6 protein-coding genes and 2 pseudogenes are annotated in these 15,989 nt (G+C 56.8%); 2 read left to right on the top strand and 6 right to left on the bottom strand.

All coding sequences use genetic code 11. From position 1 onward, the window contains the following. Positions 1–407 precede the first annotated feature (407 nt). Positions 408–9,668, top strand: coding sequence for a calcium-binding protein (locus tag J3D54_RS21105; protein ID WP_253422336.1), 9,261 nt, complete (start codon positions 408–410; stop codon positions 9,666–9,668). Between the two features lie 201 nt (positions 9,669–9,869). Here the strand turns inward: J3D54_RS21105 and J3D54_RS21110 are convergent. From J3D54_RS21110 to J3D54_RS21135, 6 genes and pseudogenes are all read right to left on the bottom strand, one after another. Further along, positions 9,870–10,147: pseudogene (locus tag J3D54_RS21110) on the bottom strand (tyrosine-type recombinase/integrase); the annotation flags it as partial. Positions 10,148–10,155: 8 nt separating this feature from the next. Then, positions 10,156–11,318, bottom strand: a pseudogene (locus tag J3D54_RS21115) (IS3 family transposase). Between the two features lie 330 nt (positions 11,319–11,648). Continuing rightward, the gene (locus J3D54_RS21120; protein ID WP_253422337.1) at positions 11,649–11,966 is read right to left on the bottom strand and encodes a hypothetical protein; all 318 of its coding nucleotides are present in this window, start codon (positions 11,964–11,966) and stop codon (positions 11,649–11,651) included. A 168-nt stretch (positions 11,967–12,134) separates the two neighbouring features. Beyond that, entirely contained in the window at positions 12,135–12,659 is a 525-nt protein-coding gene (locus J3D54_RS21125) for a hypothetical protein (protein WP_253422338.1), read from the bottom strand. A gap of 184 nt (positions 12,660–12,843) precedes the next feature. Continuing rightward, complete coding sequence (locus tag J3D54_RS21130; protein WP_253422339.1) at positions 12,844–13,896, bottom strand: alpha/beta fold hydrolase; 1,053 nt, start codon at positions 13,894–13,896, stop codon at positions 12,844–12,846. A 250-nt stretch (positions 13,897–14,146) separates the two neighbouring features. Then, entirely contained in the window at positions 14,147–14,878 is a 732-nt protein-coding gene (locus J3D54_RS21135) for a polyphenol oxidase family protein (RefSeq protein WP_253422340.1), read from the bottom strand. Between the two features lie 589 nt (positions 14,879–15,467). On the opposite strand from J3D54_RS21135, the gene J3D54_RS21140 reads away from it, so the two are divergent. Beyond that, entirely contained in the window at positions 15,468–15,782 is a 315-nt protein-coding gene (locus tag J3D54_RS21140) for a calcium-binding protein (RefSeq protein WP_253422341.1), read from the top strand. Positions 15,783–15,989 lie beyond the last annotated feature (207 nt).

A 15,989-nucleotide genomic window follows, 5' to 3' on the forward strand; every position in this document is an offset into this window, starting at 1 on the left:
TTAAAGATCTTGGGGATGAGAAAAATACGCTGAGTCTAAAGTTTGCCGGCCTTATGCTGGTGGAGGCAAATGAATTTTATTCGGTTAAGGCTGCTTCCGCATGGGCTGGATACGATCAGGACACCAAAGATGCGATTTTAATTACTTATTATAATAATGGTGAAGAGTGGGCTGTCGGGAAAGCTGAACAGTTTTTTTCAGAGTTTCCGGATGCTCAATATGCTCCAAAGCCAGGCGGAGGTACCAGCGGTGGACAGGTCTATCTTGAGAACGCCGAACAAATAAAAAAATATATAGGTGCCACGCCTATACCCTCCGTCAGCGATAACTTCTTCAACCTCAATATCAATACCGCTGGTGCGGTGGTTGAGAAAGGCGCAACAGATCACGAGCAAAGTGCCGCACAAGTGGCAGATGGATTGGTCCGCAATGGTGGTGGTTGGGCAATCACCTATGATCCAAACAAACTGAACGTCAATCAGATACAGGGTAGTTGGGTCAACAACACCTTTGCTGCTGCGGCGACGCAGATTCTCGCCGATGGTTATCGGCCGGGTAACGTGAACACCGTCAAGGAAGTCTTCGATTTCAGCCTGCGCGGTGCCAGCAACGGGATTTCATTCGGCAGTAACTCAGGGCAGGCAGGCGCATGGCTCAACTCCGGTAATGCCCAGGCGCGCCTGACGCTTCCGACTGACCCGCTGGTGCTCGATCTCAATGGTGACGGCGTTCGGTTGACTGACTATCTCAGCAACCCGGTGCTCTTCGACGTCGATAATGATGGCGGCAGCCTCGAGGAAACTGGCTGGGTCAGTGCGCAGGACGGAATCGTCGTTGTCGATCGCAACAACAATGGCAAGATCGACAACATCAGCGAAACCCTTTCCGAGTACTTCGGCGGGGCAGCTGGCACCGGCGGAAACACGGGAGAAAAGCCTTTTGCCAATGGTTTTGCCGCGCTGAAAAGCCTCGACAGCAATGGCGACAACCTTTTTGATAATCGTGATGACGCTTGGTCCAGCGTGAAGGTGTGGGTCGACGCGAATCACGACGGTAAAAACTGGGTAGATAGCAACGGCAACAATGCTGTCGATGCCGGGGAGGTCAGCGAAGTTCGCACCTTGAGCGAGCTTGGCATTACCAGCATCAATCTCGCCAACACCGTGCAAAACGGCGAAGTCCGCGATGGCAACGAAGTGTTGGCCCGTGGCACGTTCGTGCAAAACGGTATCAGTAAGGAAGCGATTGCGGCCAATTTCCTGGCCAACCCCAACGGGCATACATTCAGCGCCAGTGGCAATGGCACTGTCGTTTCGACTCAGGGCGGGGGCGAGGTAGCCCCGGTCAGCGCTTATGCCTCCTCCTCTACGTCAGGGGAAACCATTGATGTCGCGCAAAAGGGCGTCAGCAATGCCAGTGGTGGTGTGGGTCGCGACGTCCTGCTTGGCGATGCCGGAAGTAACTGGTTGGCCGGCGGGCAAGGCAGTGACAGCTTCCAGGCGGGTGCCGGGGACGACGTGCTGTTGATCGATGCCGATGATCTGGCGGTCAATATCCACGGCGGTGCCGGTACCGATATTGTTCAGGTGATTGGCGACCGAGGTGTCACCCTCAATCTGACCGAAGCTGAAATCGAGATCGCGCAGGGCGGCCGGGGTAATGATGTTTTTATCGCGGGCGGACACAGCACAGTCTATATGCGCGGTGGTGACGGTGATGATGTCCTGGTGGGTGGGTCAGCCAACGATGCCTTATCCGGCGAGGATGGAGAAGACTTCATCAGCGGCGGTGCCGGTAATGATGTGCTGCGCGGTCACCGCGGGCGAGATCAGGTCCTGGGCGGGGAAGGCAACGATCTGATTGATGGCGGTCTGGATGACGATAATCTGAGTGGCGGCGCCGGCGATGATGTTCTGATCGGCGGCGAGGGTGACGATACGATCAGTGGCGGTGACGGTGTAGACGTCATCGAGTTGTCCGGCGATTTTAGCGATTACCGCATTACCCGGACCGCCGAAGGCGTCTGGATCAGCGATACCGTGGCGGGCCGCGATGGTACCGACTTCTTGCAGAACGTCGAGAAAGCCAACTTCAAGAACCTGAAGCTGGTGGAGATCCCGACCGCGACCAGCGAGGGCATGGAGAATGCGCTGCTGGTCAAGGATGTCCTGGGCAAGGACAAGAACGGTGTGGCGTTCGAGCGCACCAGCGCGCACTTGATCGGCAAGGAACAACTGCTGCAGAACGACATCGATTGGCAGCATGACGCGTTGCACATCACGGGCTTGTTCGATGTGGTGGGCGGAACGGCGGTCGTGACCCAGGCCGGTGACGTGCTGTTCACGCCGGACGCCACCTTCACCGGCATCATGGGTTTCAAGTACACCGTCGCCGATGCCAAAGGCAACGAGGCCAGTACGATCGTCAACATGGGCACCGGCGAAAGCGCGACGATGCGTGCCGCTGTCTATCTGAAGACATCGGACCTGCCCGACGATCCGCTGGTGACTGATCAGTGGTACCTGTCCCAGGCGAACATCCTGCCGGTCTGGAAAGACTACACCGGCAAAGGTGTCAGGATCGCCGAGATCGAGACCAACAGTCCGTTCGGCACCACCAAGGAGATCCTGGATTACCGGCACGCCGACCTGAAGGACAACATCGACCAGAACTGGCTGGCCAACGCCACGCCGGGGCAGATGGCGGGTGAGGGCAGCGGTGGCAAGTTCAGCGACCACGCGACCCTCGTCGCCGGGGTGATGGTCGCCGCCCGCAATGGCGAGGGCAGTGTCGGTGTCGCCTACGACGCCACGGTGGCCGGTTACTGGGTCAATAAAGACGACTTCAGCAACATGTCCCACATGTATGAATACGATGTGGTGAACCACAGCTGGGGCAGCAACTTTCACTTCGACCTGAAGTTCAGCCCCACCGAGCTGGGAACGTTGCCGACGGCCTATTACCAGGCCATCGACGAAGGACGCCACGGTTTGGGCACGGTGATTGTCACGGCGGGCGGCAACGACCGGGAGAAGGGCGGTAACACCAACTACTCGAACGTCTCCAACACCCGCAGCAGCATCGTGGTCGGCGCGATCAACGCCACCACCGACCTGGGTGCGTTGCAGCTGGGCGGCAAGCCATTTTCCAGCCCTGGCGCCAGCATCCTGGTCAGCGCACCAGGCTCGAACGTCACGTCGACCTCACGCCTGGTACAGAACGACAACGGGTCCACGTTCGGTGGCGACACCAGCGTTTCCCAAGGCACCAGCTTTGCGGCCCCCATCGTCTCCGGCATCGTGGCCTTGATGTTGGAAGCCAATCCGGAGCTGGGTTATCGCGATGTGCAGCAGATCCTGGCGATTTCGGCCCGCAAGGTGAACGACCCCACGACCTCGTGGCAGACCAACGGTAGCCAGAACTGGAACGGCGGCGGCATGCACGTCAGCCACGACTACGGTTATGGCGAAGTCGATGCCCGGGCCGCCGTGCGTTTGGCGGAAACCTGGAACATCCAGCAGACGTTGGGTAATGAGTTGCGCCTGACAAACCCGCTGGAATCCGGCGTGCTCAATCGCGCGATTACCGACGGACAGGGCGCCGGCATCAGCCATTCGCTGACGATGGGAGCGGTCGACATTTTGGCCGAGCATGTCGAGGTCAAGGTCAACCTGAGCCATGCGCGGCCAGGGGACCTGATTCTCAAGTTGATCTCGCCGTCGGGCACCGAATCCATCCTGATGAATCGTCCGGGCAAAGCCCCGGGCAGCGCGGCGACGGATCGGGGGAATGCCGATTTTGACGGTCAGAACACCTTGAACTACGTCTTTGGCACGGCTCTGCTGCGTGGCGAAGCGGTGCAAGGGAACTGGACGCTGCAAGTGATCGACAGTGTGACCGGCGATACCGGGACGCTCAATAGCTGGAGCCTGAACGTCTACGGCAAGGGCGATACGATTGACGACCAGTATGTGTACACCAACGAGTACGCCCAACTGGCCGCTTCGGGCGGGCGCAATGCGCTTAACGACACCGACGGTGGTCAGGACACGATCAACGCGGCGGCGATCTCCAGTGCCAGTGTGATCGATTTGTCTAAAGGCGAGGCCACCCTGGCCGGCGCTCGCTTGGCGATCACCAATGCCGCGCAGATCGAGCACCTGATCGGGGGTGAATTCGCCGACACGCTGATTGGTAACGCTGCGGACAACCATCTCTCCGGTGGTCGTGGTGACGATGTGTTGTCGGGTGGTGCCGGCGTCGATACGCTCATCGGCGGCAAGGGCAGCGACACCTTGACCGGCGGTGCTGACACGGATTATTTCGTGATCGACAAGGCCGCGGGCGACGTCGACACCGTCACTGATTTTGTGATCGGTACTGACCGAATCGTTCTGTCCGGCTTTGATGACGAGGTCTATACGGCGGCGACCATTACCCAACAAGGCGCCGACACTCGGTTGAGCCTGGCGGATGGGCAAGTCCTGCTACTCAAGAACGTTCAGTCCGAAGGCCTGACGCTAAAGAACTTCGTTCACATCCCGGAAGGTGTGCGCCTGAGTCGGTTGGAGCAGGCTTCTGGCTACGGTTTCGGGCTCAGCGGTGCCAATACCGAGCGCAATCTGCCGGACGTGACCGGTAGTTTCCTGTATTGGGCCCACGATGGTGGCGAGCGCGTATTTGGCGGCACCGGTGCCGATACGATCGTAGGTGGCCAGGGTGACGATGTACTGGTTGGAGAGTCTTCGACGGCCTCGACCGTGGGTGGCAATGACATTATCAGCGGAGGCGAAGGCTACGATGTCATCCGGGGTGGCGCTGGCGATGATGTATTGCGTGGCGACGTCGGGCTGGATTACCTGGGCGGTGACGCCGGCAACGATGTCCTCTACCTCGAAGGTGACCAGGCCATCGAGGACCATGCCTTCACCACCGTGCTGTCACCGAACATCAACCTGAGTGGCGCCGCGACGCACACCGGTGCCTCCGTCGCGGGCGGTGCCGGTAATGATCGTTTTGTGCTGGTCGAAGACCTTCTGGCCAGTGCCTCGCAGGGGATCATGGGCAACCTGATCGATGACTTCGAAGTCGCCAATGCCAACGAGAAGATCGATCTTTCGCAGATTCGCGCGGTACACAGTTTTGCTGACTTGAACTTCAGCAACGTGACCGTCGACGGCGAGGTCTATCTGCGGGTCTGGCTGGGCACGATGGCCAGCGGTACTCAGTACATCACGCTTAAAGGCGTGACTGCTGGTCAGCTCTCTGCGGCCAATTTCATTTTCGGCCAAGCGGTCACGCAGCCCAAGGTGCTGCTGAGCGGTACCGGCGCGAATGATCTGTTGATCGGCGATGCCGGAGGCAACACGCTCGACGGGGGTGCAGGCGCCGATGTCCTTGAAGGGCGGATGGGGGACGATACCTACATCGTCGATAACGTGGGTGATGTCATCAAGGAAGTCGTAGGCGGTGGCTATGACGTGGTCAAGTCCAGTGTCAGCCATGTCCTGGCCAGTGAGGTGGAGTCTTTGCAGTTACTGGGCAGTGCCGCCATCAATGGGACCGGTAACGAGCTCTCCAACCGTTTGGTTGGCAATAGCGCAAACAACATTCTCAATGGCGCCGGCGGCTCTGATGTGATGATCGGCGGCCTGGGCGACGATACCTATGGCGTGGATGACGGTTCCGACCGGATCGTCGAATCCGAAGGCGCGGGCACCGATACCGTCAATTCCTCGGTCTCCTTTACGCTGGCCAATCACCTGGAAAACCTGAGCCTGACCGGTAACGCGGCGATCAATGCCACGGGCAACGCGGCCAACAATGTCCTGCGTGGCAACGTTGCCGATAACCGTCTCGACGGCGCCCAAGGCGCTGACCGGATGATCGGTGGCCTGGGCAACGACACGTACTTCGTGGATAACGCCGGTGACGCCGTCGTGGAAGACCTCAACGGCGGCAATGACAAGGTGATTTCCACCCTCGACTACACCTTGGCGGCCAATGTCGAGGCATTGACCTTGTCCGGTCCGGCCTTGAATGCCAGCGGTAACGAGCTGGGGAACGAACTGATCGGCAACGAACGCAATAACCGCTTGTATGGGGCTGCGGGCGATGACTTCCTGCAAGGTGGCAGGGGCGACGATCGCTACGTATTCGGTGTCGGCCATGGCCAGGATCACATCAGTGAAGATCTGGAAGCGGCTGGCGGCATTGACACCATCGTGTTCGAAGCGGGTATCAAGGAAAGCGATGTCGCTGTCGACCATTCCGCCCAGGGCATGGTGCTGCGCCTGAATGACGGCCAGCAAATCATCTCCGGCTGGACGGCCGCTCGCGGTCATAGCGTCGAGCGTATCGAGTTCGCCAACGGGACGGTCTGGAACACCGCGACGCTGTCGACCCAGGCCAATCGGGCGCCAACCGTATCGACCGCGATTGTCGACCAGAAGGTCGCCGAGGACAGCGCTTTCGTCCTGACGCTGGCGGCCAATGCCTTTGTCGACGCGGATACGGGCGACGCTCTCCAACTGAGCGCAACCCTCGTCGACGGCAAGCCATTGCCTGCCTGGTTGAGTTTCGACGCCAAGACGCGCACGTTCAGCGGTACGCCTGGCAATGACGCTGTGGGTAATGTATCTATCCGGGTCACGGCAACCGACAAGGCGGGGTTGTCGGTCAGCGATAGCTTTGAAGTCCAAGTCAGTAATACCAACGATGCACCGGTCCTGGTCAAGGCCATTGCCGACCAATCCGTCGTCGAGGGAGCGCCTTTGACGTTCGCGCTGCCGGCAACCACGTTCACGGATATCGATGCCGGGGACCGGCTGAGCTACCAGGCGACGTTGGCCAACGGTTCGGCGCTTCCTGCGTGGCTGGTATTCGATGCGGCCACTCGCACCTTCAGCGGCACGCCCGCGCAGGCCGGAACCGTCTCGGTCAAGGTTTCAGCAGTGGACCTGTCTGCTGCCGTGGCCAGTGACGTGTTCGACATCGTGGTCAATGCCCAAGCCGTCACCAACGGCACCGCGGCTGCCGATAGCCTCAACGGCGATGCCTCGGGCAACGTCATCAACGGGCTGGGCGGTGATGACTCGATTTACGGTCGGGAAGGTAACGATGTGCTGAACGGCGGTGATGGCGCCGACTGGATCTCCGGTGGCGACGGCAACGACACCTTGGACGGTGGCGCCGGCAATGACAGCCTGCGTGGCGATTCTGGTAATGACACCTATCGATTCTACCGAGGCATGGGCCAGGACAGCGTCACCGATTTTGACTCGACGGTCGGAAACGTCGACACCATCAAGGTCGCGGCCGATATTGCTCCGGCAGATGTGATCGTCAGCCGGGACCAGACTTACCTCACGCTGGCGATCAAAGGCACGACCGATAAATTGTCGATCACCTTCTTCAGTAATTCGAATTACATCGTGGAGCGCGTCGAGTTCGCCGATGGAACAGTCTGGGGAGTTGACGCCCTCAAGCAAATGACCAAAGGCGTCGCCAGCAGCGCTGCCGATACGTTGTTTGGCGACATCGGGGCCGATGTACTCGATGGGCTTGAGGGGGATGACAAGGTCTACGGTGAGGCAGGTGACGACCGACTGGAAGGCGGCGCCGGTAACGACTCGCTGGGCGGGGGGGATGGCAATGACATCCTCAATGGTGGCGCGGGTAACGATTATCTGAGTGGCGATTACGGCAATGACCGCCTCGATGGTGGTCTCGGTAACGATCGATTGTCGGGGGGCGCAGGCAACGATACCTATATGTTTTATCGGGGTATGGGCCAGGACACTATCAGCGAGTTCGACTCGATGGCTGGAAACAGCGATACGATCAAGGTCGCCGCCGACATCAATCCCGGCGATGTCATCGTCAAGCGTGAGGGGAGCGATGTTTACCTCGCCATCAAGAACACCACTGACCGGATGACCATCTACAGCTACACCGACGCCAACTATCAGGTTGAACGCGTCGAGTTCGTAGACGGCACCGTCTGGTCCGTCAGTGATCTCAAGCGCCTGTCGGTAGAGGTCGCCACCAATGGCGCCGATACGTTGATCGGTGACGAAGCCAACGATCGGTTGGACGGGCTTGACGGTGATGACAAATTGTCTGGCCTGGCCGGCAACGATGTGCTCAACGGTGGAGCGGGTCAGGATACGCTTGACGGTGGGATGGGGCTGGATACGCTGGACGGCGGGGCGGGCAATGACTTGCTGTACGGCGGCTCCGGCAACGACACCTATCTCTTCCAGCGTGGTGGTGGCCAGGACCTGATTTCCGATCGCGACTGGACCAGGGGCAATCTTGACGTGATCAAGTTGGCCCAAGGGATCAGCCCAGGCGACATCAAGGTTGCTCGCGTGGGCTACAACCTGGAACTGACGATCCTCGGTACCACCGACAAGCTGACCGTCAACGAATGGTTCCTTTCCACGGACTCGCAGGTTGAACAGGTTCAGTTCGCCGACGGCACGCTCTGGGACGCCGCAACCCTGACGACCCTGTCCAAGGGCGTGGCGAGTGAGGGCAATGATGTCCTGCAAGGCGACGAGTCCAGCGCCGATATCCTCAATGGACTGGGTGGTGATGACTCGCTCTACGGATTGTCGGGCAATGACACACTGAACGGTGGCGCCGGCAGCGACAAGCTCTTTGGTGGCGCGGGCATGGACACGCTCGATGGTGGCGCCGGCAATGATTCCCTTTATGGGGATGCCGGCAACGATACCTACCAGTTTTACCGCGGGGTCGGGCAGGATTGGATAAGTGACTACGACTCTTCGGTGGGTAACCTGGATACGATCAAGGTAGGGGCAGGCCTCAAGCCGTCCGATATCCAACTCAGTCGTGATACCTACGACCTTTTCGTGGGCATTGCAGGAACGACCGACAAGCTGACCGCTTCCGGCTGGTTCTCGAACAGCGCGTATCGGATCGAACAGATCCAGTTCGACGACGGAACCCTCTGGAGTGCCGACACCATCAAGAGCATGACCAAGGGCACGGCAACTTCGGGTAGCGATGCACTGTTCGGCGAGGATGCGCTGGCTGACTCGTTAAGTGGCCTTGACGGCAATGACAAACTTTACGGGTTGGGCGGTAACGACACGCTGTCGGGTGGCAACGGTGCCGATGAACTGAGCGGTGGCGAAGGCTCCGACACCTTGCTGGGTGGGGCGGGTGATGACCGGTTGTCTGGTGATACAGGCTCCGACACCCTGATAGGTGGAACAGGCAACGATCAGTTGAGTGGGGATCGCGGTAATGATCTTTATCGATTCGAGCGTGGGGATGGTCAGGATGATATTGACGATTTCGACCCGGACGCCAACACCGATGTGTTGCAATTCGGTGCCGGTATTTCCGCCAATCAACTCTGGTTCAGTAAAAATGGCTGGGACCTGGAAGTGAGTGTCATTGGCACCGCCGATAAAGTGACGATCTCCAAATGGTCGTTCTGGGGGCCGGGTAGCTGGGAGAAGGCCCAGCACATCGAGCAGTTCCGCACCGCCGATGGCAAAGTCCTGTTGGAAAACCAGGTCGATCAACTGGTAGGCGCCATGGCCGCTTTCGCGCCACCGGCACCGGGTGAGACCTCATTACCACAGAACTATCAAACGTCGTTGAATGCAGTGATTGCCAGCAACTGGCAATAGCATTCCTAACTGCCGCGCCTTTAGGCGCGGCAGTTAGATTCTCAAAATAGCGCGGGTGATAGGAGGTTGGCATATTGCTTGATTCTGATAAGTCTTGAACCATATCTTCAATAGACGAAGTGACCTGCCATCAATTTTTGATCCAGGTACCCTCATTATGGAAAAAAGGCTGTTAGGCCGAAACTTGATCAGGAATTTCACCCAATCATTCATGAGTTGACGGCGCTGTCGAGATAGTCTGAGCGCGAATACGCGCCTTCGGTTTGGTCACGTTCGTCGTGTGCTAATGCCATTTCGCAAACCTCACGCGGATAGTGAGTACATTCTCCTGCCCAATCTCTGAACGAAGATCGAAAGCCGTGTCGCGTAATGTGCTTGTACCCCAAGCCATGCAGGAGCGTTCGTACTGCGTTTGCGCGCATAACTCCTGATTTGCCTTGGCCTGGAAATAGAAAGGCGCTTCCCTCATCTCGCGGAATTGTAGTGGTCAACTAATCCCGGACACGATGTTAAGTTTTTCTTCGGCCCGAGCTGGCGCCAGCCCATCGTTGAATTGATGGGGCCGAATCCAGTTGTACCGATGCATCAAGAAATGGCTGATATCGCGCTGGGCTTCTTGAGCAGTTCTGTAGCCCACGGTCGGTATCCATTCAGTTTTCAAGCTGCGGAACACCCGCTCCATCGGTGCGTTGTCCCAGCAATTTCCTCGACGACTCATGCTCTGACGCATGCGATAACGCCAGAGCCGCTGGCGAAACAGGCGGCTCGCATATTGCGACCCTTGATCCGAGTGAAACATTAGCCCTTGAGGCCTTCCACGCTGTTCGTAGGCCTTGTCCAGCGCCTTGATAACCAGATCGGCGTCCGGCTTTTCCGACAGCGCCCAGCCCACTACCCGGCGCGCGCAAAGATCCAGCACTACAGCGAGATAGTGCCATTTCCCCTGGGCCCAAATATAGGTGATGTCGCCGCACCACATCTGGTTGGGGGCCGGGACATCGAACTCCCGACTCAAGATGTTCGGGATATCCAACCGTTCGACCGTCGCTCGTTTATAGGCATGAGAACCTGGCTGTTTGCTCACGAGGTCAAGCTCACGCATCAAGCTACGCACTTTGAACCGACCGAGTTGCTCACCATCGTCACGCATCAACGAGAGAAGGCTACGGCTGCCGGCAGCACTGCGACTTTGTGAAAACAACTCGCTCACCCGGCTGCGCAACCGAAGTCGTTCGACATCAGGCGTTCGGCGTTTGAGGCGGTGGGCGTAGTAACTTGAGCGGGTGATTTCAAACACTTTGCACAGCCAATCAATCGGCTCATGGAAGCTCAGCTGATTGATCAGCGCGTACGCTCATGATCTTCCGACATCAAGAGCGCGGTAGCCTTTTTTAAGATGGATTTCTCTCGCTCAAGTCGAGCGATACGAGCTTCCAGTTCCTGAATTTTTTGCTGTTCCGGGGTCAGTGCTTTGCTTTGCGGGGTGACACCTTGACGCTCTTGCTGAACCTGCTCGACCCAGCGGCGTAGCGCAGACTCGCCGACGCCGAGTGAACGGCTGGCTTCGATGTAGCTGTAGTTTTGCTTGAGCACGAGGTCGGCAGCCTCGCGTTTGAACTCAGCAGAAAAGGAACGGCGTTGTTTGGTCATTTGACACCTCGATCTGGCGAGTATTCTCGCCTAAATGGGTGTCCGGTTTCATTAGACCACTACAGTATTTATCCCATTCATCCGTTCGCCAAAACTGACCACAATCAAGGCACTGCAATAGTTTGATCCATTGGCCTATCTCAAGGCAGCGTAAACCAGCGACAAACTCCGCATAGTTATGACCAATCTCTACGAGGTCGCCGACTGCCACAACTACATTGCATTGCTTCACTCCTAATACTGAGCTTTTCACTAGACTCGATCGTCCGTTCCTGGCCGGATTCAACCGGTCGACGAAACAGATTGGCTAAATCATTCAGCGGCGCATTTTCAAGCATTCACAATGATGCAAAAAAGCAGCTTGATATCGGTAGTCTCGTTCTGGAGTTCGTGTTCCTTTTGCGACAGGCTCACGGAGGCTTTGGCCCAGCTATACGCCTCTGATGAAGAAAGCGCTGAAGTGTCAGTGGTGCCTTGGTGCATGTCGGAATGTCCCAACCTGCCGTCTGGGTAGCGTAACCACCCCTCCCATCCCATCAGGATAGCGCCGGTTGCCTCCAGGAGTTGCAAAGCTGTAATCGCGTGGCGATAGGGAAGAACCAGTTCGCTTTGAGATACGGATAGCCGTTGCAAGTCAGCCAGTGTCATCGGGATATCCTTGTGTCATGCGTTCGGTGTTGCGTGTGGAGCCTGAGTAGTTTATGAGGAAAAGGCCTACTCGACTGAGCGCGTATACAGACTATCAATGCATCACAGTATCGTCAGCTTTTGGCCGATTTCTGCCTTCCACGACCGGCTGAAAACGACCCAAAGCTGTCATCCCAGTAAAGTCACCAAGCTGGTTTCGATACCCGCCACATACTCGGGCGCTTCGTTGATCAGCACGACTGCATTGTCACCCCGGTTCAGATAAATCAGGTAGTCGCTGGTCTCGAAGGTGATTTTGAAGGCTACTAGCCGAGCCTCCTGGTCCCGCCCTTTGTCGACGACTCCTTGAACCTCAGTGATGATCTTTCCTTCAAGAGAGAGGGCGGATAAACCGGAAAGCAGATTTTCTCTACGCCACAAACAGGCGCTAGCTGCGTCAAGCTTGAAGGGCGCGGGGAGGACTAGATCTGATAGATCAGCCCCGACACTTTCCCCATCAGTTAGCAGGTACATCGAAACGGTATGATGTTCGCCACACCGCCACATTAACGATCCTCTGTCTTCCAGACACTTCTCATCGTTGAAGTAATACTGGTCATGCAATAACACGGAAAGTCGCTGACCAATCAGCAAACGTGCATTGCCTAAGTCCTGGGTCATCCTCTCGCGGGAGGCGACATAGCGGTTAAACACTGAGCAGTACCTCTTTAGCTTGTGAGAAGAAGTCGCAGATTCTAACCGGGCTGCTCGTTGAAGGTCTGCTTTTGGCCGAGGCTGTGTAAAAACGTTTTTGATCGTAATAGGTGGCTGGATTCGACACAAAAATTGCGCTCCTACGCAAATTTCAGGTCTGCTGAGTTGCCGAGTGCCAGCAATCCTAGAGCTCCACTTTGTTGTTCGCGGACTGCGTCAAAAACTCGGTGATCAGTGACGTAACCTGCTGTTGGATTACCTCGCGCGGGCGAGCATTGTCGCCATCCCCGCAAATGATGCCATCGCCAGGAATGTCCTCTTCGAGCAATGCCACTGCACCTGGTTTGCAAATCGGCAAGAAGCTGAAATGGCTGGCGTCACTGATCTCGACATAGCGGCTGGACGCTTGGGGCAGGCGTGTGGCCAGGTTGGCGGACTCCAACTGAGCAGGCAGTTCCACCGATGGTGCGCCGGCAGCGATAACTAGCACCGGCACCGGCAGTGCCGCAAGGCTCTCATCTGTCATCCCGCGCGAGAGTCCCAGGTCCAAAGAAACCACAGCGGTGACGCGTTGATCGCGCAAATCGCCGGCCAGACCAGCCTTTAATGCCGGAGTACTCTCAGGGTTGATCTTTTGATAATTGGTGCAACTGGATAACTGCGGATGGAGTTTGCAGTCACGGGCAAACAGGGCCGGGTCGAAACGAGCGCCGGCGATCTCCATTGCAGTCCAGCCGCCGAGTGAATGGCCTACTACAGCAATTTGACGCTTTGTGACCACGCCAAATTTTTCAGGTTGAGTGGTGACCGCCTCAATGGCCCGATGCAGGTCAATGGGCCGCTGCCATAACTGCGCCGCCGCTTGCGGGCTTCGATCATGGGTCGTGGTGCCGGGGTGGTTGACCGCTGCGACAATGTAACCTTTATGGGCCAATGCACTCGCCAACCAGTTCTGATTGTTCCAATTGCCTCTGAATCCATGGGAGAGCACCACCAATGGGTGCTCGCCAGCAGAGGGGCGCGCGTTGCGAACCGCAGAAGCACCGACAAACACCACATCGTCGCCGATCAACTGTGGGGTGACGGTCGTTGTACTGGGATACCAGACGACCATCTCCAGCGGACGCTCATTGTGTGGGTCCGGCAGGGTGTAGGATTGGAAGCCGACAGAGTTGACGTCAGCGAGAGCGTTGGTCGTCAGACAGGTTAAAAGCAGGGCGCCGAGAGCTGTTTTCAATGGGTTGTCTTCCTTGATTTAGATAGGGGTTCAGAATCTGGAACCCACCGATAGCGTGCATCACATCTCGCAAATTATAGAAATCCTGCGCCGTGAGCAGGTGAATCTGCACCGACATTAAAGCCGATACTCCGATTAACATGCATAGTTTTCGTTATCTGCATTGACTGGTCAGCAGCCGGGCTTTCGGGGCAAGTCCGAAGGGCCTATTGGCCGATTTCTGCCTGTCGCGACCGGCTGAAATCACCATTCAGCAAACCGGATCCCGATAACGTCTTATCCAGGAATACTGGAAGGATTTAGGCTCGACTTGATGGCTCCGCCGCCGATAGCTGCCCAGATCAGCGCTGTGGCAATAAGTACAATGTTCAAGCACCTGAATCTGTTCAATACTCACACCACTCGCCACCAAGTGGTGCAGCGCATATTTTCGTAGATCGAACCAAGCTTCGTTATGTGTGACCTCAGGTTCGACCCAAGGCGCACTTGCGGGTGGCACTCTGTGGGGCGTCCATGGCGGAGAATCGTTTTGCCAAAGATGGCTGTCGGCATGTTCAATACCCTCGACAAACTTCCTGTTTACCTCATAACAACAGGGGCCGATGGATGGGCCTATCACTATTCGCAATCCAGCAAGAGAAGCACCTTCTTTCTCTAACCGGCCTATCGAATTACCGAGGATGCCTGCTTTCAAACCCTGCCATCCGGCATGGATTGCCGCTACAAATGGTTGATCAACCGACGCAACCAGAACCGGCAAGCAATCGGCTGTGATGACCGCTACCGCACCCCGGACTCCTCTCGAGAACAGTGCATCGGCGACAGGACGTTCATCTCGCCCTTCCACGTCAGCATCGATGATGTGCGTACCGTGAGCCTGAGCACAGTAACGTGTTCCTTCCGGCAGCGTTAAATTTCCAGAAGTCTCGAAACCATGATCCACGCCGGGGATATCGAGCAGCAACGAAGACAGGTAGGTCATAGAGCAGGTCCTATCGATGGCAATCCCGGGTACCGACATATCATCTGTAAGAGGGATGGGTCAAGCTCGCAGAGAGCCCTGCTGGACGTTTGCGCTCACAGCCTAAAGCTGTTTGATTTGACCGTCCGCTCCTGGCTGATTCTGTTGAAAAAGTCGGTTCTTCCATACGGCCCGGATACTGACCGATGAAAACACCTTTCTTGCGCGTTGCTACGCGAAATCTGAACCCGGCCCCCACTGCTCAATGTTAAGATTTCAATCTCAAACGCGTACTTTTCTACTGTGGAAACCATGGCCGACTTTTTCAACAGAATCGGCCGAAAGCTGCCGTGCGTGACTAACTCCTTTCGGCCTTATCGAGCACAGCCAAACACCCTAAACATCTGGTTGCGAGCAATTTGATTTGAGCAGAACGCGGTAGTGTCAAAAGGGTAGGGTTGCGGAAATGGCCGAAACGATCCAGAAACGCTGCGACAGAAGCTGTGTACCCCAGAAACGACAAAGCCCTGAATAATCAGGGCTTTGTCGTACATAAGATGGCGGAGGCGATGTCATTGATGATTTTGACATCGAGGTAAACACCGATGTATTGCAATTCGGCACGGGGATTTCTGCCGACCAACTATGGTTCCGCAAAAACGGCCTTGATCTAGAGGTCAGTATCATCGGCACGGCTGATAAAGTGACGATTGCCAAATGGTCGTCCGAGGGAGTGGGGAGCCTGGAAAAGGCCCCGCACATCGAGCAGTTTCGTACTGCCGATGGCAAGGTCCTCCTGGAAAATCAGATTGATCAACTGGTCGGTGCGATGGCAGCATTTGCACCGCCCGCAGCGGGTCAGCTGTCGCTGCCGCAGAACTATAAGGAGGCGTTGAGCACTGTGATTGCCAGCAACTGGCAGTAACGGCAGGTACCGCCGCACGGGGAGGTGCGGCACTTCTCTGCTAGAGAAACCGCTTGCGTTCCACTAGACAGCGACTCGCTGAAGATGCTGAAGTGATTTGTAGAAAATGATCTCTTTCTAATCTCAAATAATGTGTACATCATCCGGTACATCGAAAGTGTAGAGCTCTAAAAAATATCAATAATCTCAAGGAGAAAGAGCGCGGAT

Origin of the sequence: Pseudomonas sp. GGS8 (assembly GCF_024168645.1) — a bacterium.
Taxonomy (GTDB): domain Bacteria; phylum Pseudomonadota; class Gammaproteobacteria; order Pseudomonadales; family Pseudomonadaceae; genus Aquipseudomonas.

Coding starts and splice junctions, on each gene's coding strand:
- J3D54_RS21120 (WP_253422337.1), bottom strand. CDS start 11,966: ATGACACTGGCTGACTTGCAACGGCTATCCGTATCTCAAAGCGAACTG.
- J3D54_RS21135 (WP_253422340.1), bottom strand. CDS start 14,878: ATGACCTACCTGTCTTCGTTGCTGCTCGATATCCCCGGCGTGGATCAT.